21 protein-coding genes are annotated in these 24,460 nt (G+C 73.1%); 9 read left to right on the top strand and 12 right to left on the bottom strand.

From position 1 onward, the window contains the following. Window positions 1–128: 128 nt before the first annotated feature. The gene (locus M1P99_RS22470; protein WP_304454556.1) at window positions 129–968 is read left to right on the top strand and encodes a PAC2 family protein; all 840 of its coding nucleotides are present in this window, start codon (window positions 129–131) and stop codon (window positions 966–968) included. A 343-nt stretch (window positions 969–1,311) separates the two neighbouring features. Here the strand turns inward: M1P99_RS22470 and M1P99_RS22465 are convergent, their stop codons facing one another. The 3 genes from M1P99_RS22465 to M1P99_RS22455 all read right to left on the bottom strand — a co-directional run bounded on the left by M1P99_RS22465 (window position 1,312) and on the right by M1P99_RS22455 (window position 3,700). Then, complete coding sequence (locus tag M1P99_RS22465) at window positions 1,312–1,887, bottom strand: HhH-GPD-type base excision DNA repair protein (protein ID WP_304454555.1); 576 nt, start codon at window positions 1,885–1,887, stop codon at window positions 1,312–1,314. Window positions 1,888–1,999: 112 nt separating this feature from the next. After that, complete coding sequence (locus M1P99_RS22460) at window positions 2,000–2,410, bottom strand: ABATE domain-containing protein (protein ID WP_304454554.1); 411 nt, start codon at window positions 2,408–2,410, stop codon at window positions 2,000–2,002. A gap of 114 nt (window positions 2,411–2,524) precedes the next feature. Further along, window positions 2,525–3,700, bottom strand: coding sequence for a hypothetical protein (locus M1P99_RS22455; RefSeq protein WP_304454553.1), 1,176 nt, complete (start codon window positions 3,698–3,700; stop codon window positions 2,525–2,527). 116 nt (window positions 3,701–3,816) lie between these two features. Between M1P99_RS22455 and M1P99_RS22450 the strand changes: the two genes are divergently transcribed. From M1P99_RS22450 to M1P99_RS22440, 3 genes are all read left to right on the top strand, one after another. Next, entirely contained in the window at window positions 3,817–4,335 is a 519-nt protein-coding gene (locus tag M1P99_RS22450) for a nitroreductase family deazaflavin-dependent oxidoreductase (protein WP_304454552.1), read from the top strand. 227 nt (window positions 4,336–4,562) lie between these two features. Then, window positions 4,563–5,855: a PHB depolymerase family esterase gene (locus M1P99_RS22445; RefSeq protein ID WP_304454551.1), complete on the top strand. Its 1,293-nt coding sequence runs from the start codon at window positions 4,563–4,565 to the stop codon at window positions 5,853–5,855. 475 nt (window positions 5,856–6,330) lie between these two features. Then, window positions 6,331–7,683 (top strand): TrkA family potassium uptake protein, encoded by a 1,353-nt coding sequence (locus tag M1P99_RS22440; protein ID WP_304454550.1) that lies wholly within the window; start codon window positions 6,331–6,333, stop codon window positions 7,681–7,683. Between the two features lie 59 nt (window positions 7,684–7,742). Here the strand turns inward: M1P99_RS22440 and mshC are convergent, their stop codons facing one another. The 4 genes from mshC to M1P99_RS22420 form a co-directional block, all read right to left on the bottom strand. Then, window positions 7,743–8,975, bottom strand: coding sequence for a cysteine--1-D-myo-inosityl 2-amino-2-deoxy-alpha-D-glucopyranoside ligase (gene mshC, locus M1P99_RS22435; protein ID WP_304454549.1), 1,233 nt, complete (start codon window positions 8,973–8,975; stop codon window positions 7,743–7,745). A 93-nt stretch (window positions 8,976–9,068) separates the two neighbouring features. Continuing rightward, window positions 9,069–9,281: a hypothetical protein gene (locus M1P99_RS22430; protein ID WP_304454548.1), complete on the bottom strand. Its 213-nt coding sequence runs from the start codon at window positions 9,279–9,281 to the stop codon at window positions 9,069–9,071. Between the two features lie 116 nt (window positions 9,282–9,397). Next, the gene (locus M1P99_RS22425) at window positions 9,398–9,799 is read right to left on the bottom strand and encodes a hypothetical protein (RefSeq protein WP_304454547.1); all 402 of its coding nucleotides are present in this window, start codon (window positions 9,797–9,799) and stop codon (window positions 9,398–9,400) included. Window positions 9,800–10,106: 307 nt separating this feature from the next. Next, on the bottom strand, window positions 10,107–10,892 hold the full coding sequence (locus tag M1P99_RS22420; protein WP_304454546.1) for an NRDE family protein: 786 nt from the start codon (window positions 10,890–10,892) through the stop codon (window positions 10,107–10,109). 451 nt (window positions 10,893–11,343) lie between these two features. Here M1P99_RS22420 and M1P99_RS22415 point away from each other — a divergent pair, with 451 nt between their 5' ends. Both M1P99_RS22415 and M1P99_RS22410 read left to right on the top strand, forming a co-directional pair. After that, window positions 11,344–13,773, top strand: coding sequence for an HAD-IC family P-type ATPase (locus tag M1P99_RS22415; RefSeq protein WP_304455802.1), 2,430 nt, complete (start codon window positions 11,344–11,346; stop codon window positions 13,771–13,773). Window positions 13,774–14,005: 232 nt separating this feature from the next. Continuing rightward, entirely contained in the window at window positions 14,006–15,286 is a 1,281-nt protein-coding gene (locus M1P99_RS22410) for a multidrug effflux MFS transporter (RefSeq protein ID WP_304454545.1), read from the top strand. A 110-nt stretch (window positions 15,287–15,396) separates the two neighbouring features. Here M1P99_RS22410 and M1P99_RS22405 read toward each other — a convergent pair whose 3' ends face one another. The 3 genes from M1P99_RS22405 to M1P99_RS22395 all read right to left on the bottom strand — a co-directional run bounded on the left by M1P99_RS22405 (window position 15,397) and on the right by M1P99_RS22395 (window position 18,459). After that, window positions 15,397–16,566 carry a PP2C family protein-serine/threonine phosphatase gene (locus M1P99_RS22405; protein WP_304454544.1) on the bottom strand — a complete coding sequence of 390 codons (1,170 nt, stop codon included), beginning with the start codon at window positions 16,564–16,566 and terminating at the stop codon, window positions 15,397–15,399. 199 nt (window positions 16,567–16,765) lie between these two features. Continuing rightward, window positions 16,766–17,863 carry a nitronate monooxygenase family protein gene (locus M1P99_RS22400; RefSeq protein WP_304454543.1) on the bottom strand — a complete coding sequence of 366 codons (1,098 nt, stop codon included), beginning with the start codon at window positions 17,861–17,863 and terminating at the stop codon, window positions 16,766–16,768. Next, a complete protein-coding gene (locus M1P99_RS22395) occupies window positions 17,860–18,459 on the bottom strand; it encodes a flavodoxin family protein (protein WP_304454542.1) in 600 nt (199 codons plus the stop codon). Before M1P99_RS22395 ends, M1P99_RS22400 begins: the two co-directional genes overlap by 4 nt. A 132-nt stretch (window positions 18,460–18,591) precedes the next feature. Here M1P99_RS22395 and M1P99_RS22390 point away from each other — a divergent pair, with 132 nt between their 5' ends. Both M1P99_RS22390 and M1P99_RS22385 read left to right on the top strand, forming a co-directional pair. Beyond that, window positions 18,592–19,191, top strand: coding sequence for a TetR/AcrR family transcriptional regulator (locus tag M1P99_RS22390; protein WP_304454541.1), 600 nt, complete (start codon window positions 18,592–18,594; stop codon window positions 19,189–19,191). 156 nt (window positions 19,192–19,347) lie between these two features. Continuing rightward, window positions 19,348–20,031: a hypothetical protein gene (locus tag M1P99_RS22385; RefSeq protein WP_304454540.1), complete on the top strand. Its 684-nt coding sequence runs from the start codon at window positions 19,348–19,350 to the stop codon at window positions 20,029–20,031. Between the two features lie 76 nt (window positions 20,032–20,107). On the opposite strand, the gene M1P99_RS22380 is transcribed toward M1P99_RS22385, so the two are convergent. Then, window positions 20,108–20,665 carry an FxsA family protein gene (locus M1P99_RS22380; RefSeq protein WP_304454539.1) on the bottom strand — a complete coding sequence of 186 codons (558 nt, stop codon included), beginning with the start codon at window positions 20,663–20,665 and terminating at the stop codon, window positions 20,108–20,110. A 152-nt stretch (window positions 20,666–20,817) separates the two neighbouring features. After that, complete coding sequence (gene lnt / locus M1P99_RS22375; protein ID WP_304454538.1) at window positions 20,818–22,476, bottom strand: apolipoprotein N-acyltransferase; 1,659 nt, start codon at window positions 22,474–22,476, stop codon at window positions 20,818–20,820. 611 nt (window positions 22,477–23,087) lie between these two features. On the opposite strand from lnt, the gene M1P99_RS22370 reads away from it, so the two are divergent. Then, the gene (locus M1P99_RS22370; RefSeq protein ID WP_304454537.1) at window positions 23,088–24,305 is read left to right on the top strand and encodes an ABC transporter ATP-binding protein; all 1,218 of its coding nucleotides are present in this window, start codon (window positions 23,088–23,090) and stop codon (window positions 24,303–24,305) included. Window positions 24,306–24,460: the final 155 nt, after the last annotated feature.

Here is a 24,460-nt window from a genome sequence, read left to right as displayed (position 1 = left end):
CGCCAGTTGAGACAACCGTCCCAAAATTTGTCAGGTTCCGGGCTCGGGGGGTTGCCGGGTCCCGCGGTTTCCCGGGTGGCGCGCCACCCCATAGGGTGGAGGGCGTCCACGGCAGGAAGGGGCCACCGATGATCAAGCTCGCACGCGAGCTCGTCGAGCCTGTCATGGTGGCGGCGTTCGAGGGCTGGAACGACGCGGGTGAGGCGGCCAGTCTGGCCATCGAACACCTCGCGGAGCAGTGGGACACCTACGACCTGTGCGAGCTGACTCCGGACGACTACTACGACTTCCAGGTGACCCGGCCGAGGATGACGATCGTGGAGGGCCTGGCGTCCGCGATCGAGTGGCCCACCACGACGGTGAGAGTCGCCACTCCCCCGGGTGCCGAACGCGACGTCGTCCTCGTCACGGGCCCGGAACCGAACATGCGGTGGCGGTCCTACACGGCCGACCTGCTGGCGATCGCCCGCGAACTGGGTGTGCGGCGGGTGCTCATGCTGGGCTCTCTGCTGGCCGACGCCCCGCACACCCGGCCGATCCCGATCACCGGGATGGCCTCGCCCGTGGAACTGGGCGAGCGGTACGGCCTGGAGGCGACCACGTACTCCGGCCCGACCGGGATCGTGGGCGTGGCCCACGAGACCTTCGCGTCGGTGGACGTGGAGACGGTCTCCCTGTGGGCGGCGATCCCGCACTACGTCGCGCAGCCGCCGTGCCCGAAGGCCACCCTGGCGCTGCTGGCGTGGGTCGAGGACTACCTGGGCGTGCGCGTGCCGCTGGGTGAGCTGCCCGAGGACGCCGTGACGTGGGAGAGCAACGTCAACGAGCTCACGGCCGAGGACGAGGACATCGCCGCCTACGTGCGCGGCCTGGAGGAGGCCAAGGACACGGCCGAACTCCCCGAGGCCTCCGGCGACGCGATCGCACGGGACTTCGAGCGGTACCTGCGCCGCCGCGACGACGGCTGACGGGCACCGGGCACCACCGGGCCCCGGGACCGTGGCAACGGCCTCCGGGGCCCGCTTCGCGTTCGCGGTGTGATCCCCGACACGCCTGCCACTCGACTCCTCCGGCTGCCGCTCGGCGGACGTGGACGGTTCCGTCGATCACCTCGCGCGCAAGCGGCGGTGGCACGGGCCCGCGTCCGCTGGGCCGCGCGGTCGCACCCACGCTCGCGGTCCTGGCCGCCGTGGGCCTGGTGCTGGCGGTGGGCGCCGTCCTGGGCGTGCGCGCGGCGCAGCGGGTCGTGCGGGAGTCCAGCACGGGCGACTGAGCCGGACCGGGACCGGCGAGGTGTCCTCGGCGCGGACGTCACTCCTTCTTCTTGGCGGCCTTCGCGGCCCGTTTGGTCTCGCGGACCTCGGTGAGGGACTGCTCGTCGACGATGTCGGCGACCGAGCGCCGGGAGCCCTCCTCCCCGTAGGGCCCGGCGGCCTCGCGCCAGCCCTCGGGACGCACGCCCCGCTGCTTGCCGAGCAGGGCGAGGAAGATGCGCGCCTTCTGGTCGCCGAAGCCGGGAAGGGCCTTGAGGCGGCGGAGCAGTTCGCGACCGTCGGGCTCGCCCGAGGTCCAGACCTGCTCGGCGCGACCCCCGTAGTCGTCGACCAGGGCCGCGCACAGCGCCTGGACCCGTTTGGCCATCGAGGAGGGGAAGCGGTGCACCGCCGGCGTGCGCGCGAAGACCTCGGCGAGTTCCTCGGGGTCCCGCCCGGCGAGGTCGGCGGCGTCCAGCGAGCCGAGCCGGTCGGCGATCTTCTTCGGTCCGGCGAAGGCGGACTCCATGGCGACCTGCTGGTCGAGGAGCATGCCGATCATGAGCGCCAGCGGGTCCCTGGCGAGCAGGGCGTCGGCCTCGGTGTCACCGGTGATGTGCAGCGTGTGGTCCATGCCCCGATCCTGCCATCGCCTCCGGCCCTGCCCGCCCGCGACGAGCCGACGCCTCGGCGCCGAACTCGCGGGCCCGATCGGCGCCGAGCCCGCTGGCCCGAGCCGCACGGCCTCATTCGCTCAGGTCGCGCCACTCCTCCGTCGCCAGCACCGCCGCCCACGCGCCGGCCACGCGGGCCAGACCGCGCCGCACCTCGTCCACGACCGCCGGGGCCAGCGGCACCGCGCCCTCCGGGTCGGGCTCCATGCGTACCGTCACCCGCAGTCCGTCCAGCACCTTCTGACCGCGCACGATCGCCTCGGGGTCGGTGCCCGGCCCTCCGTCGAGGACCGCGCGGATGCCGTCGCGCAGCGCGACCGCCTCGTCGAGGTCGGCCAGGGTGATGGGGATGGCTCCCTCGGTGACCAGGCGGTACTTGCGCAGGAAGCGCGCGAGGTCGGCGCGGTCGGCGAGGTGGCCCTCCGCGGAGACGAAGTCCTTGATGAGTTCGGCGGCCCTACCGGGCCGTGTGGGGGTCGTCATGAAGGCCATGACACCACGGTTCGGCCGCCGATACAGGCGAACGCGCTACTCGGTGGCCACCTGTGGCCACCGAGTAGCGCGAAGGGTGGCGAACCCCGCCGGAACCCCTCGGGCTCAGGCCTCCGCGAGCTTCTGGACGCCCTCCCGGTCCATGGGCAGGCCCAGGCCCCTGAGGTGGGCCGGGAAGGCGGTGACCGTGCCCGCCCAGATCTCGTCGTTGTCCAGCAGCGCCCGCAGGTAGGCGCGTTGGACCTCACCCGGCCCGCCCTCCGCGCCGTCCCCGGGCGGGCGGGGGAAGGCCAGTTCGAGCAGGGGGCCGCAGTCGCGCTCGGCGGTGTAGGCCGACGCCAGCGCCGCCATCCGCCGGTGGACGGGCAACAGGCGTGGGGCGTCCTCGGGACGGGCGCGCTCGGCGAGGGTCCGCACGAGGGTGAACCTGACGTGGCCGCCGAAGGCCGCGGGGCGGGTACCGAACCACTGGTCCGCCGCCCGGGGGTCGTCCAGCGCCTCGACGAGGACACGGGTGGCCTCGGGGGTGTCGCTCAGGGCGGGAGCGAGCGCGGCACAGGCGCGGATGGCCGGGTCGGCGTGGGTGAGGAACTCCGAGGTGTCGCCCCCCGCCTCCCCCTTCGCCAGGACGATGACGGCCGCCTCGTCGCGGGTCTCGGCCATGTCGGCTGCTCCGGACAGATCCAGGTCCAGCCCTCCCAGGGCGGCGACGGCCGCGGCCGCCTCCACCGCGCGCGAGCGCAGCAGTGCGTCCGGGCAGGTGAGGAGGGGCTGGACGGCGTCCCGCAGGACGGGCGCGGCGGCGCGCAGGTCCAGGACGGCCTGCCGCGTCAGCGCCTCCCGAGCCGCCTCCTGCCCCACTCCCCCGTCCTCGGCCCCGATCGCCCCGAGGGCCCGTTCGCGCTCGGCCGGTGACAGCCGGGCCCGCTCGGCGCGTCCGGCGCGGGTCCGACCGGCGGCGGCGCTCTCGGCCGTGTCCCGCAGGAAGCCCAGCAGTGCGGCGCGCAGGGGTTCGGGGCCGGCTCCGGCGTCCGGGTGCGGCCGGCCCGCGCCGGGGCGCTCCAGCAGCCCGGCGACGAACAGGACGGTCGGCACGGTCGCCGGGAAGAGCGTCCCCTGGTGCAGCATGGCGCTGTACAGGTAGTCCAGGCTCCGCGTGAGGGTGTCCGGGTCGTCGGCGAGGAGTCCGGACAGCCGCCCGGGGGCGTCCCCGGACGCACCGTAGGCGTGGAAGGTCCGGTCCCAGTCGGTGGTGTGGAGTACGTCCAGTCCTGTCTGCATAGGCGCATCCTGCCAGCGGGCACCGTCGTTCCACGGGCGTGGCTACCGCCGGCCCGGCGCTCCGTGCGAGTAGCGTCGTCCCTTCCAGCCCTGCCCCGTCACAGGAAGGCCCTCCGATGCCGATGTCCCGACCGCCGACCACACCGATGCGCCGGGCCCTGTTCCGCGCACCGATCTGGATCTACCGGTTGGGACTGGGCCCGCTGATGGGACGCCGCTTCGTGCTGCTGACGCACAGGGGGCGTACGAGCGGGACGGCGCGCCAGGCCGTGCTGGAGGTGGTCGGCGCCAACGAGTCCACGGGCACGGTCCTGGTGGCGTCGGGGTACGGGCGCCGGTCGCAGTGGTACCGCAACATCCTGGCCGAGCCGCGGGTGCTGTTCCAGCTGGGCGCGCACCGGCACCGGGGCCGGGCCGCGCCGCTGCCCCCGGAGGAGGCCGGGCAGGCGCTGGCGCACTACGCTCAGCGCCACCCGGCGGCCGCGTGGACGCTCCTGGGCGCGCTGGGCTTCGAGGTGGACGGGTCCGCGGAGTCCTTCGCGCGCGTGGGCGCCGACCCCGACGGCGTCCCGATCGTCCGGCTCGCGCCGACCGACCCGCCGAGGTCCGACTTCCCGGACCTCTCCGAACGGTAGGCACCCGTGTTCACCGGGGCACGGTCCCGCGGACCGCGCTCCGGGTGCGAACGACCCGTCACTACGGGGGTTGACGGGGTGCGCGGCTGCCCGGATAGTTTTCGGGAGCGCTCCCACGCGGTGGCTTCCACTGCCGGGTGCGCTGGGCCCGCCCTGTGGCACACCGGCTCCGTCGGCGCGGCGCCCGGACGACCCCCCGCCCCCGCAGCCGGTAGAGGTCCAGACACGTGACCAACGAACGCACGAACCCCCTGGCCAGGGTGGCCGGCATCCTCGCCGCCACCGTCCTGCCGCTGATGGCGGCGCTGTTCCTGGCCCCTCCGGCGGCCTCGGCCGCCACCCTGACCGAGATCGACGACTTCGGCTCCAACCCCAGCGACCTGCGCATGTTCCTCTACGTCCCCGACAGCGTCGTCGAGGAGCCACCGATCCTCGTGGCGCAGCACTGGTGCACCGGGACCGGACCCGTCTTCCACGCCAACACCGAGTACGCCGCGCTGGCCGACCAGCACGGCTTCATCGTCGTCTACCCGTCCGTCACGCGCAGCAGCCAGTGCTTCGACGTCTCCTCCCCCGAGGCCCTGCGGCGCGACGGCGGCAGCGACCCGGTCGGCATCCGCTCGATGGTCGACTACACCGTCCGCACCCACGGCGCCGACACCGAGCGCATCTTCGTCACCGGTGTCTCCTCCGGCGCCATGATGACCAACGTGATGCTGGCCAACTACCCCGACGTGTTCGCGGCGGGCTCGGCGTTCGCCGGCGTGCCGTTCGGATGTTTCGCGACCTCCGACGGCTCGGGGTGGAACAACGAGTGCTCCAACGGCCGGATCGACCACACCCCGCAGGAGTGGGGCGACCTGGTCCGGGACTCCTACCCCGGCTACGCGGGCCCGCGTCCGCGTATGCAGCTGTGGCACGGCAGCGAGGACGACGTCCTGCACTACGCGAACTTCAACGAGGAGATCGAACAGTGGACGAACGTCCACGGCCTGGGCACGGACCCCGCCGCCACCGACCGGCCCCGGTCCCACTGGGAGCGGACGCGCTACGGATCGACCGGTGACCAGGCGCCGGTGGAGGCGATCAGCGTGGAGGGCGTCGGGCACAACGTGATCACCTCCGGCATGGCCGCCCACGTGATCACCTTCTTCGGCCTGGACCAGGGCACCGGCCCCGGGCCCGACCCGGACCCGGGGGAGGGCGACTGCCGCGTCACGGCCTCGACCAACGGCTGGAACACCGGGCTCACCGCCGCGCTGACCATCACCAACACCGGCGACACCCCCGTCGAGGACTGGTCCCTGGAGTTCACCCTCCCGGAGGGGCAGAGCATCGGCTCCGGTTGGAACGCCACCTACAGCCCGAGCAGTGGGACGGTCGTCGCCACCCACGCCGCCCACAACGCGACCATCGCCCCGGGCGCCGAGGTGGGCATCGGCTACCAGGCGTCGCACACCGGTGACGCCGGTGCGCCGACCGGCTTCACCCTCAACGGAACGGAGTGCACCGCGGGCTGACCCCGGTGCGGCGCGGCTCCGCCCTCCGCGGAGCCGCGCCCCGGCACGGTGAGCGCGTCCCCCGTGGAGAGGGGGTCACTCGACCCTCGGTCGGGCGGTAGTCCGCGCGATGGGCATCGGTCGGCGTGGGATCTGGGCGGTGCCGATCGGGATCGCCCACAGGCGGCCGAGCTCCTCGGTGACCCGACCCCGCCCAGGTCACCGTCGGCACCGGCCTCTACACTCTGACCGCAGATGACGGCTTCGTCCCGAATCACCGGGGCCCGGGGCCGTCGCCTCCCCTGCCGGTCACGGCGCGCCCTCCGCGCCCCCAGGGGAAGGTCGCGCCGCTCCCGGGAGAGACGACCACGCATCCCGCCCCGGACCGGAGCCAGGACCGATACCGCCGCGTTCCGCGGCGCCGCATGTCCCGGATCATCCGATCACCCCGACAGAGGTCGGCGGCAACGAGGCCGTCCGACCAGGGAACCGACCCATGACTCGAGCACACGACCCCCTCCAGCACCGATCCTTCGTCATCGTCGGCGATACCAACCTGGCGCGCCGTGTGTGCGCGTCGCTCCGCCAGGAGGCCCACGCCGTCCATCACCTCGCCCGCCCCGGGGACGAGGACCTGCGCGAGGCGATGTCGAAGCCCCACGACGCCGTGGCGGTGCTGCTGCACGAGGACGCCGCCGCCCTGCGCTATGCGCTGGCCGTGGCGCACATGTCCGCCGACGTCCCGATCGTCGCGACCGTCTTCGACCGCACCGTCGCCGACGAGCTGCTCCGCCTGCTTCCGCAGTGCCACGTCACCTCGCCGGCCGACCTGGCCGCCCCCTCCCTGGCCGGTCCCTGCGCGGACCCCGGCGTCTCCGCGCTCCACGGCCGTGCCGGGCGCGCCCGAGCGGTCCGGCTCGACCGGACGGGCACGCCGTGCACCGGGGAGTGGACGCGTCGGCGCGCGGGCTGGCGGGCCTGGTGGAGCCGCCTGGCGAGTCAGCTGCGCTCGCACGACGCGGGGACACGCCTCATGCTCGGTGGGCTGACCGGGATACTGGCCTCACTGCTGGCCGACTGGGGATGGCTGCTCGGGCTCGGCCATCCCCCCGCCGAAGCGCTCTTCGACGCCGCCCGCGTGGTCTCGACCGTCGGCCCGGCGACCGACGTGCACTCCACCGCCTACCAGCTGGTGTCCAGCCTGCTCATGCTGGGCACGATCGTCTTCACCGCCATGTTCACCGCGGGCCTGGTCGAGCGCATGCTCGGCCCCCGGCTGGTCGGACTGATCGGGCCCCGGACCGTTCCCCGCTTCGGACACGTCATCGTCGTCGGCATCGGGCAGGTCGGCCTGCGCCTGTGCTGCGAGCTGCGCCGTCTGGGCATCCCCGTCGTCGGGGTCGAACGCGATCCGCACGCGCCCAACGTGCGGCTCGCCCGATCCCTGGGCATCCCGGTGGTGACCGGACACGGCGGCGACCGGACCGTCCTGGAGAGACTGCACCTGCGCCGCGCCCGCGCGCTGGCCGCCGTCGGCTCCGACGACCTCGACAACATCACCGTGGCCATCGCCGCCCAGGGCGTCTCGCGGGACACCCGGGTCGTCCTGCGCGCGGGCGAACACGAGGCGATCGCCGAGACCCGCTCCCTGCTCCCGCTGGGCACGATCCGCGACGTGACCAGCCTGTCCGCCGCCTATGTGCTGGCCCGGCTCCAGGGCGTCCCGGTCACCGGCGTCATCGCCCACCGCCACGAGGTGTCCGTACGCCTGTCCGACGGCACTTTCGAGCCCTGGCCGCTGGCCGCACGCGAGGGCTGCGCGCACGTGGAGGCCGCGGTCCCCGCCTGAAGCCGGGCCGCGGTGCGCGCCGTCGTCGGCGGTGGCGGCAGGACGAACTCCGGCCGCCGCTACGGGAGCTGGAGCTCCACGCCCAGGAGCGCGTCGATGGTGGCGCGGGCCAGGGCGGGCGCGCCGGTGTCCGTACCCTCCTCGGTCAGGGCGCGAGCGGCCCAGGTGTCCACGGCCGTCAGAGCGGCCGGGGAGTCCAGGTCCTCGGCCAGGGCGGCGCGGACCGCGGCGAGCATCGGAGCGGCGTCCGGCCCCGAGCCCAGCGCGACGGCCGCGCGCCAGCGCTTGTAGCGGTCGCAGGCCACGGGAAGCTCGGCGTCGGTCCACTCCCACGGCGACCGGTAGTGGTGGGCCAGCATGGCCAGGCGGATCACGGCCGGCTCCACACCCTGCTCGCGCAGCTTGGACACGAACACGAGGTTGCCCAGCGACTTGGACATCTTCTCGCCGTTGAGCCCCACCATGCCCACGTGCAGGTGGTGGTGGGCGTTGGGACCGCCGGTGGTGCTGCGGGTCTCGGCCGCGCCCATCTCGTGGTGCGGGAAGATGAGGTCGCTGCCGCCGCCGTTGAGGTCGAAGTTCGGGCCGAGCCGGTCCAGGGCGATGGCGCTGCACTCGATGTGCCAACCGGGGCGGCCGCGGCCCAGAGGGCTCTCCCAGGCGGGTTCCCCCGGACGCTCGGCGCGCCACAGCAGCCAGTCCAGCGGGTCCTTCTTGCCGGTGCGGTCGGGGTCGCCGCCGCGCTGGCCGAACAGCTCCAGCATCTCGTCGCGGGTCATACCGCTGATCTCGCCGAACTCGTCCGCCTCGGCCACGGAGAAGTACAGGTCGCCGTCGAGGTCGTAGGTGGCTCCGGTGTCACGGATCCGGGTGGCCAGGTCGCTGATGAGGTCGACCGACTCGACCACTCCGACGTAGGAGGTCGGGGGGATGATCCGCAGGGCGGCCATGTCGTCGCGGAACACGTCGATCTCGCGGTGGGCCAGGTCCCGCCAGTCCACGCCGATCGCCACGGCCCGCTCCAGCAGCGGGTCGTCGATGTCGGTGGTGTTCTGCACGTAGTTCACCTCGTGCCCGGCGTCCCGCCACACCCGGTTGACCAGGTCGAAGGTCAGGTAGGTGAACGCGTGCCCCAGGTGGGCGGCGTCGTAGGGCGTGATGCCGCACGCGTACATGCCCGCGCGGGGACCCGGGTCCGTCGCCCATATCCGGCCGGTGGCCGTGTCGTGGAGACGGAGGGGGCCGCCGGAACCCGGCAGGGAGACGATGTCAGGCGCAGACCATGAACGCATACCGGGAAGACTATCCGCCCCGTGGTGCGGCAAACGTCCCGGGGACGGTGCGGATGTCGGGTGATGATCACCCCACCACGTGCGGGGAATAGCTCAGCGGGGCGTGCTGACGTCCTCGTGGCTGCGGCCGATGAGGAAGGCGCCGAAAACGGCCGCGGCCGCACATCCGGCGGCCAGGACCGTGTTGCCCAGCCGCCAGTGCAGCAGCGCTCCGCTGACCGAGACCACATACAGGAGCCAGTAGGCTCCACTCTCCAACAGACCCGTCGACCAACCGGATCTCGTTCCGCTGCCCGGTTCCCTCATGGCTACCCCTGACCCCTGAGCGCGTGCCGCGCACGCGTGCCCGACGGCGTTCGCGCCGTCCCTCAGGGGACGCTCCGGTCACGCAGGGGGTTGACAGAGTCACCGTGTCGGGCAGGTCACGGCCGCGCGGCCAGCTCCCATTCCAGCTGGTCCAGGTCGGCCTCGGCGCGCTCCCGGGCGCGGGACAGGCCGGTGTCACCGGTGGCGCCGAACTCGGCCAGGTCGGCGCGGACCGCGCGCAGCTGTCCACGGGCACGGCGGGCGGGGGCCGCGGCCCGTTCCGCCACCGGTTCCACGGCCGGACGACCGGTACCTCTGACCTCCTCGAAGGGGGTCCGCAGCGTCCACTCCCACTCCCCCTTGCGCCCGGCGGGGGCGGCGTGGGCCAGGACGCCGACGTGCTCGGCACGGTCGTGGCGCCCGCGCAGGCGCACCCACTGTCCGACGAGGGCGCGGGGGTCGGCGACGGGGCGGGCGGTCGGGGTGTACGGCTGGTCAGTGGCAGGGATGGCGTTCATCGGGGGTCCTTCCGAGTCGGGTCGGGATCACGATCGGGACCGCCTTCGGCGCGGTCCACCGTGGATACGCTCCCCCACGCCGCATATGACGCGGTTTCGGGCAGGGATTCCTACCCGTTTCGCGGGCCCGACCCACGGACCGTTCCTATCCGTGATGTCACGGTTGTCCGGTCGCCTGCCCGGAACAACGCGCGGAGGGACCGTCCCGGTTCCGACTCGGCGGCCTGGCTCCGGGCGGAACGACCACTGGGCGGGCGCGGTGCGCCGCGGGGCGTCGGACTCCGGGGCGCCCCTGCTCCGCGTCGGTTCAGAGACCGATCATCCGCCAGGCCCCGGGGTCGGCTGGGGTGTCGGTGAAGGCGTAGCGGACGGTGCGGTGGTCCAGGGCCAGCAGGGTCACGGAGCCGGTGGCCCATACCAGGCCGTCCCCCAGATCGGCGTGGGCGATCAGTCCCGAGGGGTCGCCCGACTCGTCACTGCCGGCCGAGCGGGGCCTGGACAGCGCGGCGTCGGTCACCAGGCCCGGCCAGCGTCCCCAGACCTCCTCGACGCCGCCCCCTCCGGCCGGCGGAGACGGGTCCGGCCGGGTCGCGGCGAACTCGGGCGTGTGCCGCAGCGAGCGCGGATCGGCCGGGTCGAGCCCGGTGTTGACCACGGTGCTCACCCCCACGGGCACGGGGCGCGAGTGCAGGCGCCGGCCGTCCCAGCTGTGCAGGTCGGCGTGCCCGGCGTCGGCCGTCAGCAGGTGGAAGGGCGCGTACCGGGACATGTCCTCCTCGGCCAGGGGGTCGCGCCCGCGCACGGCGAGGGCGTGCAGGGGCAGGTCGCCCCGGCTGGCCGGATAGCTGCCCTCCCACGGCATCCGCCCGTCCCACGGCCAGCCGTTGAGCAGTGCCGCCACCCGCCGAGCGGCCGGGTCGACGGCCAGCCAGGTACCGCCCGCCAGCCGGTCACGGCCGCCGACCACGGAGGGCTGGTCGGGCCAGTGGCGCCCCGGCCAGTCCCAGGGGCGCGCACGCATCTCGTCCCTGATCGCGGTGATCACCAGCGGTGTGCGCGCCGCGGGATCGAAACCCACGATGACCGTGCACATGGCGCCCCTCACTGTCGTGCCGCGATGGCCGGTGCGGTCCGGAACCGGTACCGACCGCCCTCCTCCCATGAAACCGCACCCGCACGCGTACCGCCGAGACCGGGGTGCGGACCACCGCACCCCGCACACCGCGTGGGGGCACCACCCGCGTCCGGGGGCCGAACCCGCCCGACACGGGCCGGAGAGTCTTCTAGTCTGGGCTTGCCTCGTATCGAGGTCACACCAGTGTCGGGAGCCTCCCGCGTACCGCGCTTCCCGTCCCACCTGTCGCAGCCAGGAGTAGTGCGTGCCCGAACCATCCGACCGGCCCGGCGACGGCCGCCCCACCGCCGACGCCGGACCCCCGCCCCCGCCCGCCGCGTCGGCCCCGACCATCAGCGGGGACCGGCCCGACGACGGCCTCCCGGCGCCGGCCGAGGCCTGGAACGAGCAGGGACTGGCCCGGGCCGAGGTGGCCGCACGGGTCGCGACCGGCCGCACGAACGACGTGCCGGTCCGCGCCAGCCGCAGCGTCGCCCAGATCGTGCGCGGCAACGTGTTCACGCGGATCAACGCGATGATCGCGGTGCTCTTCGCGATCATCGCCGTGATCGGACCCGTCCAGGACGGGCTGTTCGCGATGGTCATCCTCATCAACACCCTCATCGGCATCGTCCAGGAGCTGCGCGCCAAGCGGACCCTGGACAAGCTCGCGATCGTCAACGCCGCACGCCCCCGCGTGGTGCGCGACGGAGCGACCGTGCGGGTGGCCACGCAGGAGATCGTCCTGGACGAGGTCCTGGAGATCGGAACGGGCGACCAGATCGTCGTCGACGGCGTGGTCACCTCCGTCAGCGGCCTGGAGGTCGACGAGTCACTGCTGACCGGGGAGGCCGACCCGGTCCTCAAACGATCCGGCGACACGGTGATGTCGGGCAGCTTCGTGGTGGCGGGCACGGGCCGGTTCCGGGCCACGAAGGTGGGTCGGCACGCCTACGCCGCGCGGCTGGCCGAGGAGGCCAGCCGGTTCTCGCTGGTCCACTCGGAACTGCGCTCGGGCATCAACCGCATCCTCACCTGGATCACCTACGCGCTGTTCCCGATCGGCGGCCTGCTGGTCTACAGCCAGCTGTTCCTGGGCGGCCAGGTCGCCCTCGACGAGCCGGTCGCGGGCGGTCAGATCTCCGGTCCGCTCGCCGACGCCCTGCGCGGCATGGTCGCGGCTTTGGTGTCGATGATCCCCGAAGGGCTCATCCTGCTCACCAGCATCGCCTTCGCGGTGGGCGTGATCCGCCTGGGGCGGCACCGGTGCCTGGTCCAGGAGCTCCCGGCCATCGAGGGCCTGGCCCGCGTGGACGTGGTGTGCACCGACAAGACCGGCACGCTCACCGAGGCGGGCATGCGCCTGGCCGAGATCCGCGACCTGGGCGGCGGCCCCGACCGCAACGGCGCACCGGCCTCCTCCCCCGCCCAGGTGCTGGCCGCGTTGGCGGGCAGCGATCCCGAGCCGAACGCGAGCATGGCGGCCATCGCCCGGGGATGCGCGGCCTCGGGCGGCCCCGTGCCGGACTGGCCGGTCACCGCGCTGGCCCCCTTCTCCTCGGCCCGCAAGTGGAGCGGCGCCAGCCTGCGCACGCCCGCCGGGGAGGAGCACTGGGTCCTGGGCGCGGCCGACGTGCTCACCTGCGCCGACGACCCGGCCGCGGCCGAGGCCGCCCGCCTGGGCGCCCAGGGTCACCGCGTGCTGCTGCTCGCCAGGGCCGGCGAACGCGTGGACTCCGAGGGCGCCCCGGGTTGCGTGCGGCCCGCCGCTCTGGTGGTCCTGGACCAGCGGGTACGCGAGGACGCCGCGCCCACCCTGGACTACTTCTCCGAGCAGGGCGTGGACGTCAAGATCGTCTCCGGCGACCACGCCGCCTCGGTCGGGTCGGTGGGGCGCGAGCTGCGCCTGCCCGGCGCCGAACGGCCCGTCGACGCCCGGGACCTGCCGGAGGACGCCGACGGCCTGGCCCGCGAGGTGGAGGCGCGGTCGGCGTTCGGTCGGGTCACCCCCGAGCGCAAGCGCGACATGGTGCGCGGGCTGCGCGACCGGGGCCGCACGGTGGCGATGACCGGGGACGGCGTCAACGACGTGCTGGCACTCAAGGAGGCCGACATCGGCGTGGCCATGGGGTCGGGCAGCCCGGCCTCGCGCTCCGTGGCCCAGCTGGTGCTGTTGGACGACCGGTTCGCCGCACTGCCCAAGGTGGTGGCCGAGGGGCGACGGGTCATCGGCAACATCGAGCGCGTGGCCAGCCTGTTCCTGACCAAGACCGTGTACACGATGACGCTGGCGACGATCGTGGGCCTGCTCGCGGTGGCCTACCCGTTCTTCCCGCGCCACGCGACCCTGATCAACGCCGTCACGTTCGGCATCCCGTCGTTCTTCCTGGCGCTGGCGCCCAACACCGACCTGGCCCGGCCGGGGTTCGTGTGGCGCACCCTGCGGCTGGCGGTCCCATCGGGGGTGGTGGCCGGCCTGGCTGCGGTGACCACGTACCTCCTGGTGCTGGGCGGGCGGACCGTGCCGGATCCGGCCGACCGCACCGCGGTGGTGATCACGCTGTGCGCGACCACGCTGTGGGTGCTGCTGTTGGTGGCCAAGCCGTACGTGTGGTGGAAGGTCGTGCTGGTCGGCTCGATGGTGGGGCTGCTGACCACGATCATGGTGACGCCCCTGGGCCAGTGGTTCTTCGACCTGGACGTCAGCGACCCGACCAAGGTCATGACCGGTCTGGCGGTGGCGGGAGCGGCGATCGTCGCGATCACGGTGATCCGGGTGGTCGACGACCGGATGACCGCGAGGTCGCGGCGCGAGGCCGATTCTGACGAAGCCGCGTCAAGCCCGGCGCCGACGGGGTGACCGAGAGCGAGAGCCCGTTTACGCTGGTGGGTGACCACGGCGCTCCGCGCCGGCGACCAGGGCGCACTCGGCGGGTGCCGCCCGTCGTGAGCGGGGCATCCAGTGGTGCTCTCGCGGGGCCGGGGAAGGAGTCGGCCCGGAGTCGGCCACCGGCTGATGAGAAGGCGGCGGGAGTGCCACCGGGGCGACGCGCAGCAGGGCGAGTATCCACCGAGTGCGCCCAGGGAGGGCCGTGACACCGCAGCATCCGACCGGACGCGCCCGCATCGGCCTGGCCCTGCTCCTGGGCCTGCTGTCGGTCCTGGGGCCGGTCAGCATCGACATGTACCTGCCGGGGCTCCCGGCCATCGCCGAGGACCTGGACGCCGCCGCCTCCGTGGTGCAGCTCAGCCTGACCGCGTGCATGGTCGGGCTGGCCGCGGGCCAGGTGGTCGTCGGCCCGCTCAGCGACGCGCGCGGACGGCGGGGTCCACTGCTGGTGTGCCTGGCCCTGTTCGTGCTCTCGTCCCTGCTGTGCGCGCTCGCGCCGACCGCCGGCACGCTGGTCGCGGCGCGCTTCCTCCAGGGCTTCACCGCCTCCGCCGGGCTCGTGCTCTCGCGGGCGGTCGTGCGCGACGTGTTCAGCGGAGGCGACCTGACCCGCTTCTTCGCGGTCCTGACGGCGATCACCGCGGTCGCTCCGCTGATCGCGCCCGTGATCGGCGGCGGGGTCCTGTGGTTGCCGCTGGGCGGTTGGCGGGGCGTGTTCGTCTTCCTCGCCGTGCTCGGCACCGCCGTCACGCTGGTCGCCGCGCTCGGGCTGGGTGAGACCCTGCCGCGGGAGCGGCGCGTTCCGGGCAGTGTGGGCGGATCGCTCCGGTCCATGGGCGCGCTCCTGCGCGACCGGTCCTTCTTCGGGTACGCGCTGGTGGTCGGGCTGTTGCACGGCGGAAGCTTCGCCTACGTGGCGGGGACGCCGTTCGTGTACCAGGACCTGCACGGGGTGTCCGCACAGGCCTTCGGTGTGCTGTTCGCCGTCAACGGGCTGGCGATGGTCCTGGGCAGCGCCTCCGTGGGGCGCCTGAGCGACCGGTGGTCGGAGCGGACGCTGCTGCGCGCGGCGGCCGTCGCGGCCGTCGCGTCGACCGGGGCCGTGCTCGCCGCCACCCTGGTCGACGCCCCGCTGATCGCCCTGGCGGTGCCGTTGTTCGTGTACATGGCCGCGATGGGCGCGACGCTCGCCTGCGGCTTCGCGTTGGCGATGCACGGGCAGGAGCGCCGGGCGGGCGCCGCCAGCGCGCTGATCGGGGCGTTTCCGATGGTCGTCGGCGCGGTGGCCGCACCCCTGGTCGGGCTCGACGAGACCACGGCGGTGCCGATGGGCGCCGTGCTGTTCGGCTCCGCCGCCCTGGCACTGCTGGCGCTGTGCGCGCTGACCGGCCCGGACGCGAACGCCGGTGCGCGGGCCGGGCTCGGCGTCCGTGTGCGGCGCACGATGACGCGCGGACGGCGTGACGGCGAGGGCGACGAGTAGCGGGTATCCGGGGAGCCCTCGGCATGGCGGGTGGCGAGCCGCGGGCGCCGGAGCGGTCGGGCCGGGCCGGGCCGGGCCGGGCCGACAAGGCCTCGCACGCGGGTCCCCTCTCAACCGTGCCACTCGCAGACCAGCACCGTGGCGTCGTCGTCGAGCCTGCCTTGGTGATAGGTCATCACGGCCTGGACCAGGCGCCGCAGCGTCTCGGGAACGGGGAGTTGGTCGGCGTCGTGACGGACGACGAAGTCCACGAACCGGTCGAGTCCGAACTCCCTTCCCCGTGCGTCGCGGGCCTCGATGATGCCGTCGGTGTACAGCAGCAGCCGGTCCCCCGGCTCCAACTGCTCATGGCACACCGTCACCGGCAGTCCGAGCCGCATCCCCAGTGGGTGGGAGGGCTCGCAATCGAGCTCGTGGGCCTTGCCGCCCCGGATGAGCACCGGCGGCAGGTGGCCGCAGTTGACCCAGCGCAGATCACCGGTGGCCGTGTTCAGCTCGCCCATGACCGCGGTGGTGAAGCGGGTGCGCACGAACTCCTCGGTCAGCATGAGCTCGACCGCCCGGGGCATGTCACCCAGCGCGGTGCCCTTGCGGCGCTGGTTGCGGAACACGCCCACCGTCAGGTTCGCGAGGAGTCCTGCGGCGTTGTCGTGGCCCATCGCGTCGAACACGGCGATGTGCGCGCCCTCCTGGCTCAGGGCGTAGTCGAAGGAGTCACCCGCGTTCTCGTAGGCGGGTTCGGTGGCTGCCGAGATGGTGACCCTGGCGTTGGTGAAGGTGCTGGGCGGCATGAGCGTCCATTGCATCTCCGCCGAGACCGACATGGGCCTGGTACGGATCAGCCGGGCGTAGGCGTCACTGTTGGCGCGCTTGTCGACCACCAGCAGTCCCACCATCGAGGCCAGGATCCGTATCGCCCGGGAGTCGGGCTCACCCTCGTAGGCCACGTGCAGCACACCCAGGCGCTCGGCCCCGTCCAGGACCGGGACCCAGCAGCGGTGCTCCTGGCCGACGCGCACGGTCTCGCCCTTGGTGTGGGCCAGGCCCGCCACCGTGCCGTCGATGCGCATCTCCTCGCCACCGCCGTGGGCGTCGGGTCCGTCACCGGTCATCTCGCGCAGGACGCGCTCCTGCCGGTCGGCCAGGAAGACGCGCGTCTCGAACAGTCCGGCCCGCGCGGCTTCGCGGGTCACCAGATCCGGGAGCTCCGTGAAGGAGCTCAGTTGGCCGTCGAGCGCCAGAGCCGACACGACCGTGTCGATCCCGCATCGTGCTGACATGCTGTCACCTGGGGTTCCGCTCGGATCCTCTACCTTCCGCAGTACCCATCACGGGCCTGCGCTCACGTCGCCCGGCCACCCTGTGCGCCGTCCCCGCATCGGCTGCCACTCCCGGCACCGCCCGCGCGGGCGCGCTGTCCGTTGCACGGCCGCCCGGTGCCCGGCGCCCGCCCGGAGGCGGGCACCGGGCACCGGCTGTCTACAGCCGGGCTCCGAGGATCTCCCCGGCGTCGGCCACGAGTGCGGTCAGGTAGTCCTCGGCCCCACCGCCGGAGGCGAGGCGGGCCGCCTGACCGGACCACAGGTTGAGCTGCCCCGACCGGCCGAGTTCGGCGGCCCGGGCCCGGATCGGCAGCATGAGGTTGTTCTGCGCCGGGTAGGGCGGGACCCGGTCCTCTGCGTCGGCCATGCCCCGCACCAGTTCGTTCGCGATCCCCCTGGCCGGCCGCCCCGAGAAGAGCCGGGTGAGCACGGTCGTCTCCGCCCGTTCGGACCCGAGTGCCTCCCGATGGGCCGGGACCGCCCCCGACTCCCGCGTGCGCAGGAAGCCGGTCCCGACCTGCGCGCCGTCGGCGCCCAGGGTCAGGGCCGCGGCGAGGCCGCGCGCGTCAGCGATGCCCCCCGCCGCGACCACGGGTACGTTCACGGCGTCACTCACCTGGGGAACCAGGGAGAACGTGCCGACGAGCGATTCGCGGACAGGCGCGAGGAACGAGCCGCGGTGCCCGCCCGCGTCGCTTCCGGAGGCCACGACCACGTCGCAGCCGGCCTCCTGCAGGACACGGGCCTCGGCGACCGTGGTGGCCGTGCCGATGAGCGGTGCCCCGATCCGCCGGGCACCCTCGACCAGCCGCCGGGACGGTGGGCCCATCACGACACTGATCACCGGTGGCCGGGCCGCCAGGACCGCGTCCACCTGGGCCTCGAAGTCCACCCGCTGGTTGACGGCCTCCAGGTCGGGCGGCGTCAGCCCGAACTCGGCGTAGCGGTCGGCGAGCCGGTCGGTGTGCGCGGCCAGCGACACCGCGTCCGGCACGGGCCGCTCCTCCTCCGCGCGCGGCATCCACAGGTTGACGGCGAACGGCGCCGACGTGGCCTCGCGGATCCGGGCCACCAGGGGGCCGATCCGTTCGGGGGCCATGGCGTGCACGCCGTAGGATCCCAGGCCGCCCGCCTCGGAGACCGCGGCGGCCAGGGCGACCGTGGACAGTCCGCCGCCGAACGGTCCCTGGATCACCGGGTGGCGGATATTGAGAACCCCGGTGAGGGCGGCGCCGAACCGCCGGCCGGGGCTCACGCCGCCGCCGCGGCGCGCCCGCGCGCGAACTGGGCGGCCACCGTCGCGATGTGGGCGCCCAGGTGCTCGGCCGTCCGCAGGTCGCTGTCGGTCGGCGCCCGGTCGGGGCCCAGGTCGGCCGGGGACTGGGCCATGGCTCCGGTGAAGCCCGCCAGGCGGTTGAGGTCCTCGGGGCTGCCCTGGCTGCTGTACTCGCCGCCCGGGGCCAGGCCGAGCGGCACCCAGATCATCCCGTGCTGTGCGGCGAAGACCGCGAGCGCGCTGAGCGCGGTGTCCTTGTTGCCGTTGATCCCGGCGGAGTTGGTGAAGCCCGCGGCGAGCTTGCCCTGCCAGCGCCGCTCCTGCCAGACGGCCGCCGTGTCCTCGGCGAAGCCCTGGAAGACGGCGGAGGTACCGCCCATGTAGGTGGGGGTGCCGAACACGATCGCGTCGGCGGCGTCGAGGGCCGGCCAGAGGGCGTCGTCGGCGACGGTGAGGTCGTGCAGTGAGGACCGGGCTCCGCTCGTGCTCGCGGCTCCCCTGGCGACCGCCTCGGCCTGGCGGGCGGTGTGGCCGTAGCCGCTGTGGAAGGCGACGGCGACTCGAACATCGTGCATTGGGGGTTCTCTCCCTGGGTCGGGTGGGCTCGGTTGCCCATGGAGAGAAAGGTAGACGACCGGTCAACTATTTGGCAAGACAGGAACCGGACCTCCCGTGCGGATAGTTGACCGACCGTATACTCTCGGCCCATGGGACGGACGAGCGACGCGAGGGAACGCATCCTGGACTCCTCACGCAGACTCATGCGCACCCGGGGCTACACGGCCCTCGGCGTCGCGGAGATCTGCGCCGACGCGGGTGTGAAGAAGGGCAGCTTCTACCACTTCTTCGACTCCAAGCAGGCCCTGACCGTCGAGGCGGTCGACGGCCACTGGGCCGAGGAGCGCCAGGCGCTGGAGACGGCCCTGGCGGAGACGGCCGAGGACCCCCTGGGCCGGCTCCGGGCCCTGGTCGAATGCCTGGTCGGCGATCAGCGCACCGACCACAGCGAGTCGGGGATGATCCACGGATGCCTCTACGGCAACCTCGCCCTGGAACTGAGCGGGCACGAGCCGGAGGTCAGGCGGCGCCTGGCCGAGGTGTTCGACGACCAGGTCGCCATGGTCGCCCGCCTCATCGGAGAGGCACAGCAGGCGGGTCTGGTCGGGTCGGCGACCGGAGCCGACACTCTGGCCAGCTCCATGGTCGCGCAGATCGAGGGCGCAGTGCTGCTGGCCCGGGTCCGCAACGATCCCGCCCTGCTCGACGAGATCTGGCCGAGCGCCGAGCGCCTGCTGGGTGTGGCCTGACCCCCGGGGCGCGGGCACGGCGCGTCGGACCGCCGATCAGCGCGGATCGGACCCGCGGCACGCGGCGGGGAACCGGGCTCTCGGGGCGTCCGTCGGATACCTGTGACAGGGCCGGCCCCGGGGCCGGCCCCGGTTCGGGACGGCGGTGGGAGAGGTATGCGGCACGAGACGGCCAACGCGTTCACGGTGGGACCCGATTCCAGGACCTACCGGGAGGAGATGAAGCGCCCCGGCACGATCGTGCTCCTGGTCATCGCGCTCATCACTCTCGTGGTCGAGTCCGCCGCCGCCTGGTACTCCTTCGAGCAGGACGACCCCGGATCCGGTGTCGTGGGCGTGATGAGCCTCGGCGCCTTCATGATCATGCTCTGCGGAGTGCTTGTCCTCTGCAGCATCTTGTTCTACCGCAACAGTCGGCTGGTTCTCACTCCGGACGAGATCGTCCACCGGAACTGGCGGGGGCGTACGCGCAGGCTGCCCCGGAACCGGATCGCCGGGGTCACCAAGGCGATCTACGCGGAGGATCCGAGCGGGGTGAAGAACGGGGGTGTGCTGACCGTCATCGCCGACACGGACGGCCGCACGATCAGCTTCGGCACCGGAGGCTGGCCGGAGGAGGAGTTGGCGGAGCTGTGGCAGCGGCTCGGCGCGCCCTGTGAGCAGTGGCTGGCCCCGGAGGCTCCACCGATGAAGGAGTTCCGCCGGGCCCACCCCCAGGTGCGGCTGCCCCTGTACCACGCCCACTTCCAGGGGTTCATAATGCTGGTGTGCACCGCGATCACGATCCTGCTGTTCGCCGGGCTGCTGGGCGCGGCCTTCGCCGTTGACTCGCTCTTCTGACGTCCGCCCGGGGCGGGCCCCGGGGAACTCGAACGGTCTCACGGACCGGGCGTCCACGGCAGTGGCCGACGCCGGGCTAGGAGCGGTCCGTGTCGTCGGAGCGCTCGGGTTCGAACCGGCCCTGGATGACCCGGCCGCCACCCGATCCGGTGGAGTCGCCCTTCCCCGGGTCGCCGCCGGGGCGGCGGCCGAACGGGTCCCCCGGACCTCCCTGACCGGGAATCCGGGCGCCCTGGGCGACGAACTCCTCGTTCATCCGCTCCTGCATCCGGCGCATCCGGCGCTGGGCCCATCCGGCGAACGCCCAGCGCAGGGCGGGACGGGTGACCGGCGTGGCCAGCAGCAGTCCCAGGAGCGCCGTGACGAAGCCGGGAACGACGAGCAGCACGCCGCCCGCCATCAGCATGAGGGGGTCGAGCAGGCCGCCCCGCGGCGGCTCGCCCGTGCGCATGGCCTGGTCGGCGTCACGGAAGGCCCTGGTTCCGGCCCGGCGCAGGAGGAACACCCCCAGGACGGTCAGCGACACCAGGACGGCCAGGGTCCAGGGCACCCCGATCCATCCGGCCACGACGATCATCAGCCACACTTCCACGAACGGAAGGGCCATCAGCGCCAGTACGGCCAGCAGCGGCATCGTGAACCATCCTCAACTCAAGGGCGGTGGGGGTCTATGGGAAGAACGTCCCCGTGTCCCTCATCGTTCCCCGCCGGGCGGGGCCCACCCCTGACGGTCGGGCCCGCCTGGCGAACGGGCCGTGTGCGGGGCCCTCCCCCGGCCGTCGATCCTCAGCCGCGCGCCCGGCGGCGCGTGACGATGACGGCGGCGAGCACCGACGCCACCCCCAGTGCGCTCAGGACGGCCTCGGGCGCCGAGCCGAGGCGGGTCGCGGGCGTGTGGCCGTCCATGGCGGTGACCTCGGCGACGTGGACGTCGGCCTCGGCCTCCGGCGACTCGTAGGCGACCGTGCCGTCGGGGTCCACGACCGCGCTCACGCCGCTGGTGGAGACCACCACCGCCGAGCGGCCGTGCTCCACGGCGCGCAGCTGGGTGATGGCGAGCTGCTGCTGGGTCTGCCCGGTGAAGTTGTAGTTGGCGTTGTTGGTGGGGATGACGATGATCTGGCCGCCCGCGGCGACCGACTCGCGCACCGGCGGGTCGAAGGCCACGTCGAAGCAGATCCCCACGGCCAGTGTGGTGCCCGCGACGTCGATCGCTCCGGGCTCGGTGCCGGGCACGGCGTCGGAGCTGACCTGCTCCAGGCGCTGCACGAACCGGGTGAAGAAGTCGCGGTAGGGGATGTACTCGCCGAAGGGCACCAGATAGCGCTTGACGTAGACGTCCCCGGGCCCGGTCTCGGGGTCCCACACCACGCTCTGGACGTAGCGGGTGCCGTCGTCGTTGAACCGGCTCATCCCCCACAGCAGCGGGACGCCGATGTCCCGGGCCGCGGCGGAGATGATCTCCTCGGCCTCGGGGTCGCGGAAGGGGTCGATGTCGGTGGCGTTCTCCGGCAGCAGGACCATGTCCGGCGCGGGCTCCTCGCCCGCGCGGACGGCCGCGGCGAGCTCGTGGACCCCGTCGGCGTGGTTGCGCAGCACCTGCATGCGCTCGCCCAGGATCGACATCTCACCGACGTTGGGGACGTTGCCCTGCACCATGGCGACGGTGACGGTCTCGGCGGGCGCGGGACGGGCGACCGACGGGGCCAGGACCCCGCCGACGAGCACGGCGGCGGCGACCAGGACCCCCGCGGCGGCCGAGACCGCGCGCGCACGGGCCGTGGCCGTCGCGGACAGGGCGCGCAGCGCGGCCCACAGCAGCACGCCGCCGGTCAGGGCGACCGCGAAGGACACGAGCGCGGAGGAGCCCAGGGCGGCGTAGCCGACGAAGGGGGTGTCGGGCTGGGCGAAGGCGAGCTTGCCCCACGGGAAGCCCCCCAGCGGCCAGCGGGCGCGGACGGCCTCCTGGGCCACCCACAGCGCGGCGGTCCACACGGGCCACCCGGGCAGGCGTACGGCGAGCGCGATCCCCATCGCCATGGGCAGGAAGTAGACGGTCTCGGCACCGGCGATGGCCAGCCACACGTCGACACCGAAGATGTCCTGCCACCGCACGAGCGGCACCATGAGCGTGGCGCCGGACAGCGCGCCGAGCCAGGCGGCGCGGCGCAGCCGGGCCCCGGCCACGGCGAAGGCGAGCAGCGCGGCGCTGAGCGGCCCCAGCCACCACAGGCCGTAGGGCGGGAGTGCCAGGAGCTGGGCCAGACCGGAACCCGCGGCGGCCAGAACCCGCCAGAGGAGGTCGTAGCGCCCCCAGTGGCGGCCCAGGGGGGCCACGGTCGCGGGCGTGGGTGGCACCGCGGCCACGGGCCCCTCCCCCGTCGTGCTCGACGCGGGTCTGTCGGAGCGCGGGGACTCGCCCTGCTCGGTGTGCTCGGCGACCACCTGGGTAGCTCGCTTTCCGCTGGCGTGGGGATGCTGGCGGTTAGAGCATATGGGGGGACGCGGAAAAGGCCCGAGCCACCCTTCGGACCGGCTCCGTCCCGTCGGCGGCGAGCTCGGAAGACCGTTGTCTACTGGATGTTCGGGCCTTTTCCGGGTCCAACCCCCCGCCCGGTCGCGGTACTCCTCCCCTCACCCGATCGCAACCGCACCTGGCGTGTGATGCGGCGTCAGATCGGACGAGCGGGGGCCGCACAACCGGTCCGTCCAGTGCTGGACTGGTCGTTAGGTTACCCAGACTCCCCAACCTCGTGCCTCAACCCGGCGGCCGTGTCGTCGGTGCCGTGTCGCGGTGGTGAAGGGGAGAAAGTGAAGAACCGTCGGACAGGCTAACGCACCTGGGCCCGCCACGCCAGCTGAGCACCGGGGGTTTGTGTCTGACCGCAATCAGATCAACTCTGCCCCAACTCTGGACATTTCGATCAAGATCGTGTGTGATGTGATCACTGAAACTTCCTGATTCGATCAACTTCGGAACCAGGGGCGGTGAACACGGGTCGTCGGCCACGAGACCCCCCTCACCGCACACCACGATCCAGCGGGAGCTGACAACCATGGCGGAGATCGTCCTCGACGGCGTCGACAAGATCTACGGCGGCAATGTCAAAGCCGTCAACGACCTCAACCTCAAGATCGAGGACGGCGAGTTCATGGTGCTCGTCGGCCCTTCGGGCTGCGGCAAGTCCACCGCGCTGCGCATGATCGCCGGCCTGGAGGAGATCTCCGACGGCACGCTGGCCATCGGCGACGAGGTCGTCAACGACCGTCCGCCCAAGGACCGCGACATCGCGATGGTCTTCCAGAACTACGCGCTCTACCCCCACATGAGCGTCGAGCAGAACCTGGCCTTCGGCCTGAAGCTGCGCAAGGTCAGCAAGTCGGAGATCGCCCGCCGCGTGAGCGAGGCCGCCGAGATGCTGGGCCTGGAGCCCTACCTCAAGCGCAAGCCGGGCGCCCTCTCCGGCGGTCAGCGCCAGCGCGTGGCCATGGGCCGCGCGATCGTGCGCGAGCCGCAGGCCTTCCTCATGGACGAGCCGCTGTCCAACCTGGACGCGAAGCTGCGCGTGCAGATGCGCGCCAGCCTCAACCAGCTGCACGAGCGCCTGGGCGTCACCACCGTCTACGTCACCCACGACCAGATCGAGGCCATGACGCTCGGCGACCGGGTCGCGGTCATGCGCGACGGCCGCCTGCAGCAGGTCGACACCCCCAAGCGCCTGTTCGACGCGCCCAAGAACCTGTTCGTGGCCGGCTTCATCGGCTCCCCGGCGATGAACTTCGTCGACGCCGAACTCAGCCAGGACGGTGACGGCGCGGTGCTCGGCTTCGCCGACCACAAGCTGCCGATCCCGGCGAGCGTGCTCGACAGCCGTCCGGGGCTGCGCGACTACCTGGGCCGCAAGCTCATCCTGGGCATCCGCCCCTCCGACTTCAGTGACGCCGCGCTCGACGGCAACGACGACCCGCGCATCGAGGTCACCGCGGGCGTGACCGAGGAGCTGGGCACGGAGATCAACGTCATCTTCAGCGTCGACGCCCCGCCGATCCGCCACGAGGACGCCGCCGCCCTGGCCAAGGACGCCGCGGGGGACGAGGAGAACAACGACTCCGCGATGCCCCTCAGCGAGAACAAGTCGCTGTTCACCGCGCGGGTGAGCCCCCGCAGCTCGGTCAAGCCGGGCCACACGATCAGCCTGTCGGTGGACGTCAGCCAGCTGCACTTCTTCGACCACGAGAGCGGCCTGGCGATCGGCCACCCCGACAACGTCTAGGACTCAGCGGAGTCCGGGCCCGGTCGGGCTCTCCGGGGCCGTTCCCGGCCGCCGTTCGGCGGCCGGGAACGGCCCCGTCGTCGTACCTGCCCGCACAGGCGGCTCCAGGTAAACCTGACCTTCCGGTGACACTGATGTGCCCTGGAGTCAGGCAT

Origin of the sequence: Nocardiopsis sp. YSL2, assembly GCF_030555055.1 — a bacterium.
Lineage (GTDB): Bacteria > Actinomycetota > Actinomycetes > Streptosporangiales > Streptosporangiaceae > Nocardiopsis.
Note: the sequence above shows the minus strand (reverse complement) of the source record. Positions and strands in the feature narration are given on the sequence as shown.

Excerpts from the sequence above, each read along its gene's own strand:
- M1P99_RS22470 (WP_304454556.1), top strand. The coding sequence starts at position 129 with ATGATCAAGCTCGCACGCGAGCTCGTCGAGCCTGTCATGGTGGCGGCG.
- M1P99_RS22465 (WP_304454555.1), bottom strand. The coding sequence starts at position 1,887 with ATGGACCACACGCTGCACATCACCGGTGACACCGAGGCCGACGCCCTG.
- M1P99_RS22460 (WP_304454554.1), bottom strand. The coding sequence starts at position 2,410 with ATGACGACCCCCACACGGCCCGGTAGGGCCGCCGAACTCATCAAGGAC.
- M1P99_RS22455 (WP_304454553.1), bottom strand. The coding sequence starts at position 3,700 with ATGCAGACAGGACTGGACGTACTCCACACCACCGACTGGGACCGGACC.
- M1P99_RS22450 (WP_304454552.1), top strand. The coding sequence starts at position 3,817 with ATGCCGATGTCCCGACCGCCGACCACACCGATGCGCCGGGCCCTGTTC.
- M1P99_RS22440 (WP_304454550.1), top strand. The coding sequence starts at position 6,331 with ATGACTCGAGCACACGACCCCCTCCAGCACCGATCCTTCGTCATCGTC.
- mshC (WP_304454549.1), bottom strand. The coding sequence starts at position 8,975 with ATGCGTTCATGGTCTGCGCCTGACATCGTCTCCCTGCCGGGTTCCGGC.
- M1P99_RS22430 (WP_304454548.1), bottom strand. The coding sequence starts at position 9,281 with ATGAGGGAACCGGGCAGCGGAACGAGATCCGGTTGGTCGACGGGTCTG.
- M1P99_RS22425 (WP_304454547.1), bottom strand. The coding sequence starts at position 9,799 with ATGAACGCCATCCCTGCCACTGACCAGCCGTACACCCCGACCGCCCGC.
- M1P99_RS22420 (WP_304454546.1), bottom strand. The coding sequence starts at position 10,892 with ATGTGCACGGTCATCGTGGGTTTCGATCCCGCGGCGCGCACACCGCTG.
- M1P99_RS22405 (WP_304454544.1), bottom strand. The coding sequence starts at position 16,566 with ATGTCAGCACGATGCGGGATCGACACGGTCGTGTCGGCTCTGGCGCTC.
- M1P99_RS22395 (WP_304454542.1), bottom strand. The coding sequence starts at position 18,459 with ATGCACGATGTTCGAGTCGCCGTCGCCTTCCACAGCGGCTACGGCCAC.
- M1P99_RS22390 (WP_304454541.1), top strand. The coding sequence starts at position 18,592 with ATGGGACGGACGAGCGACGCGAGGGAACGCATCCTGGACTCCTCACGC.
- M1P99_RS22385 (WP_304454540.1), top strand. The coding sequence starts at position 19,348 with ATGCGGCACGAGACGGCCAACGCGTTCACGGTGGGACCCGATTCCAGG.
- M1P99_RS22380 (WP_304454539.1), bottom strand. The coding sequence starts at position 20,665 with ATGCCGCTGCTGGCCGTACTGGCGCTGATGGCCCTTCCGTTCGTGGAA.
- M1P99_RS22370 (WP_304454537.1), top strand. The coding sequence starts at position 23,088 with ATGGCGGAGATCGTCCTCGACGGCGTCGACAAGATCTACGGCGGCAAT.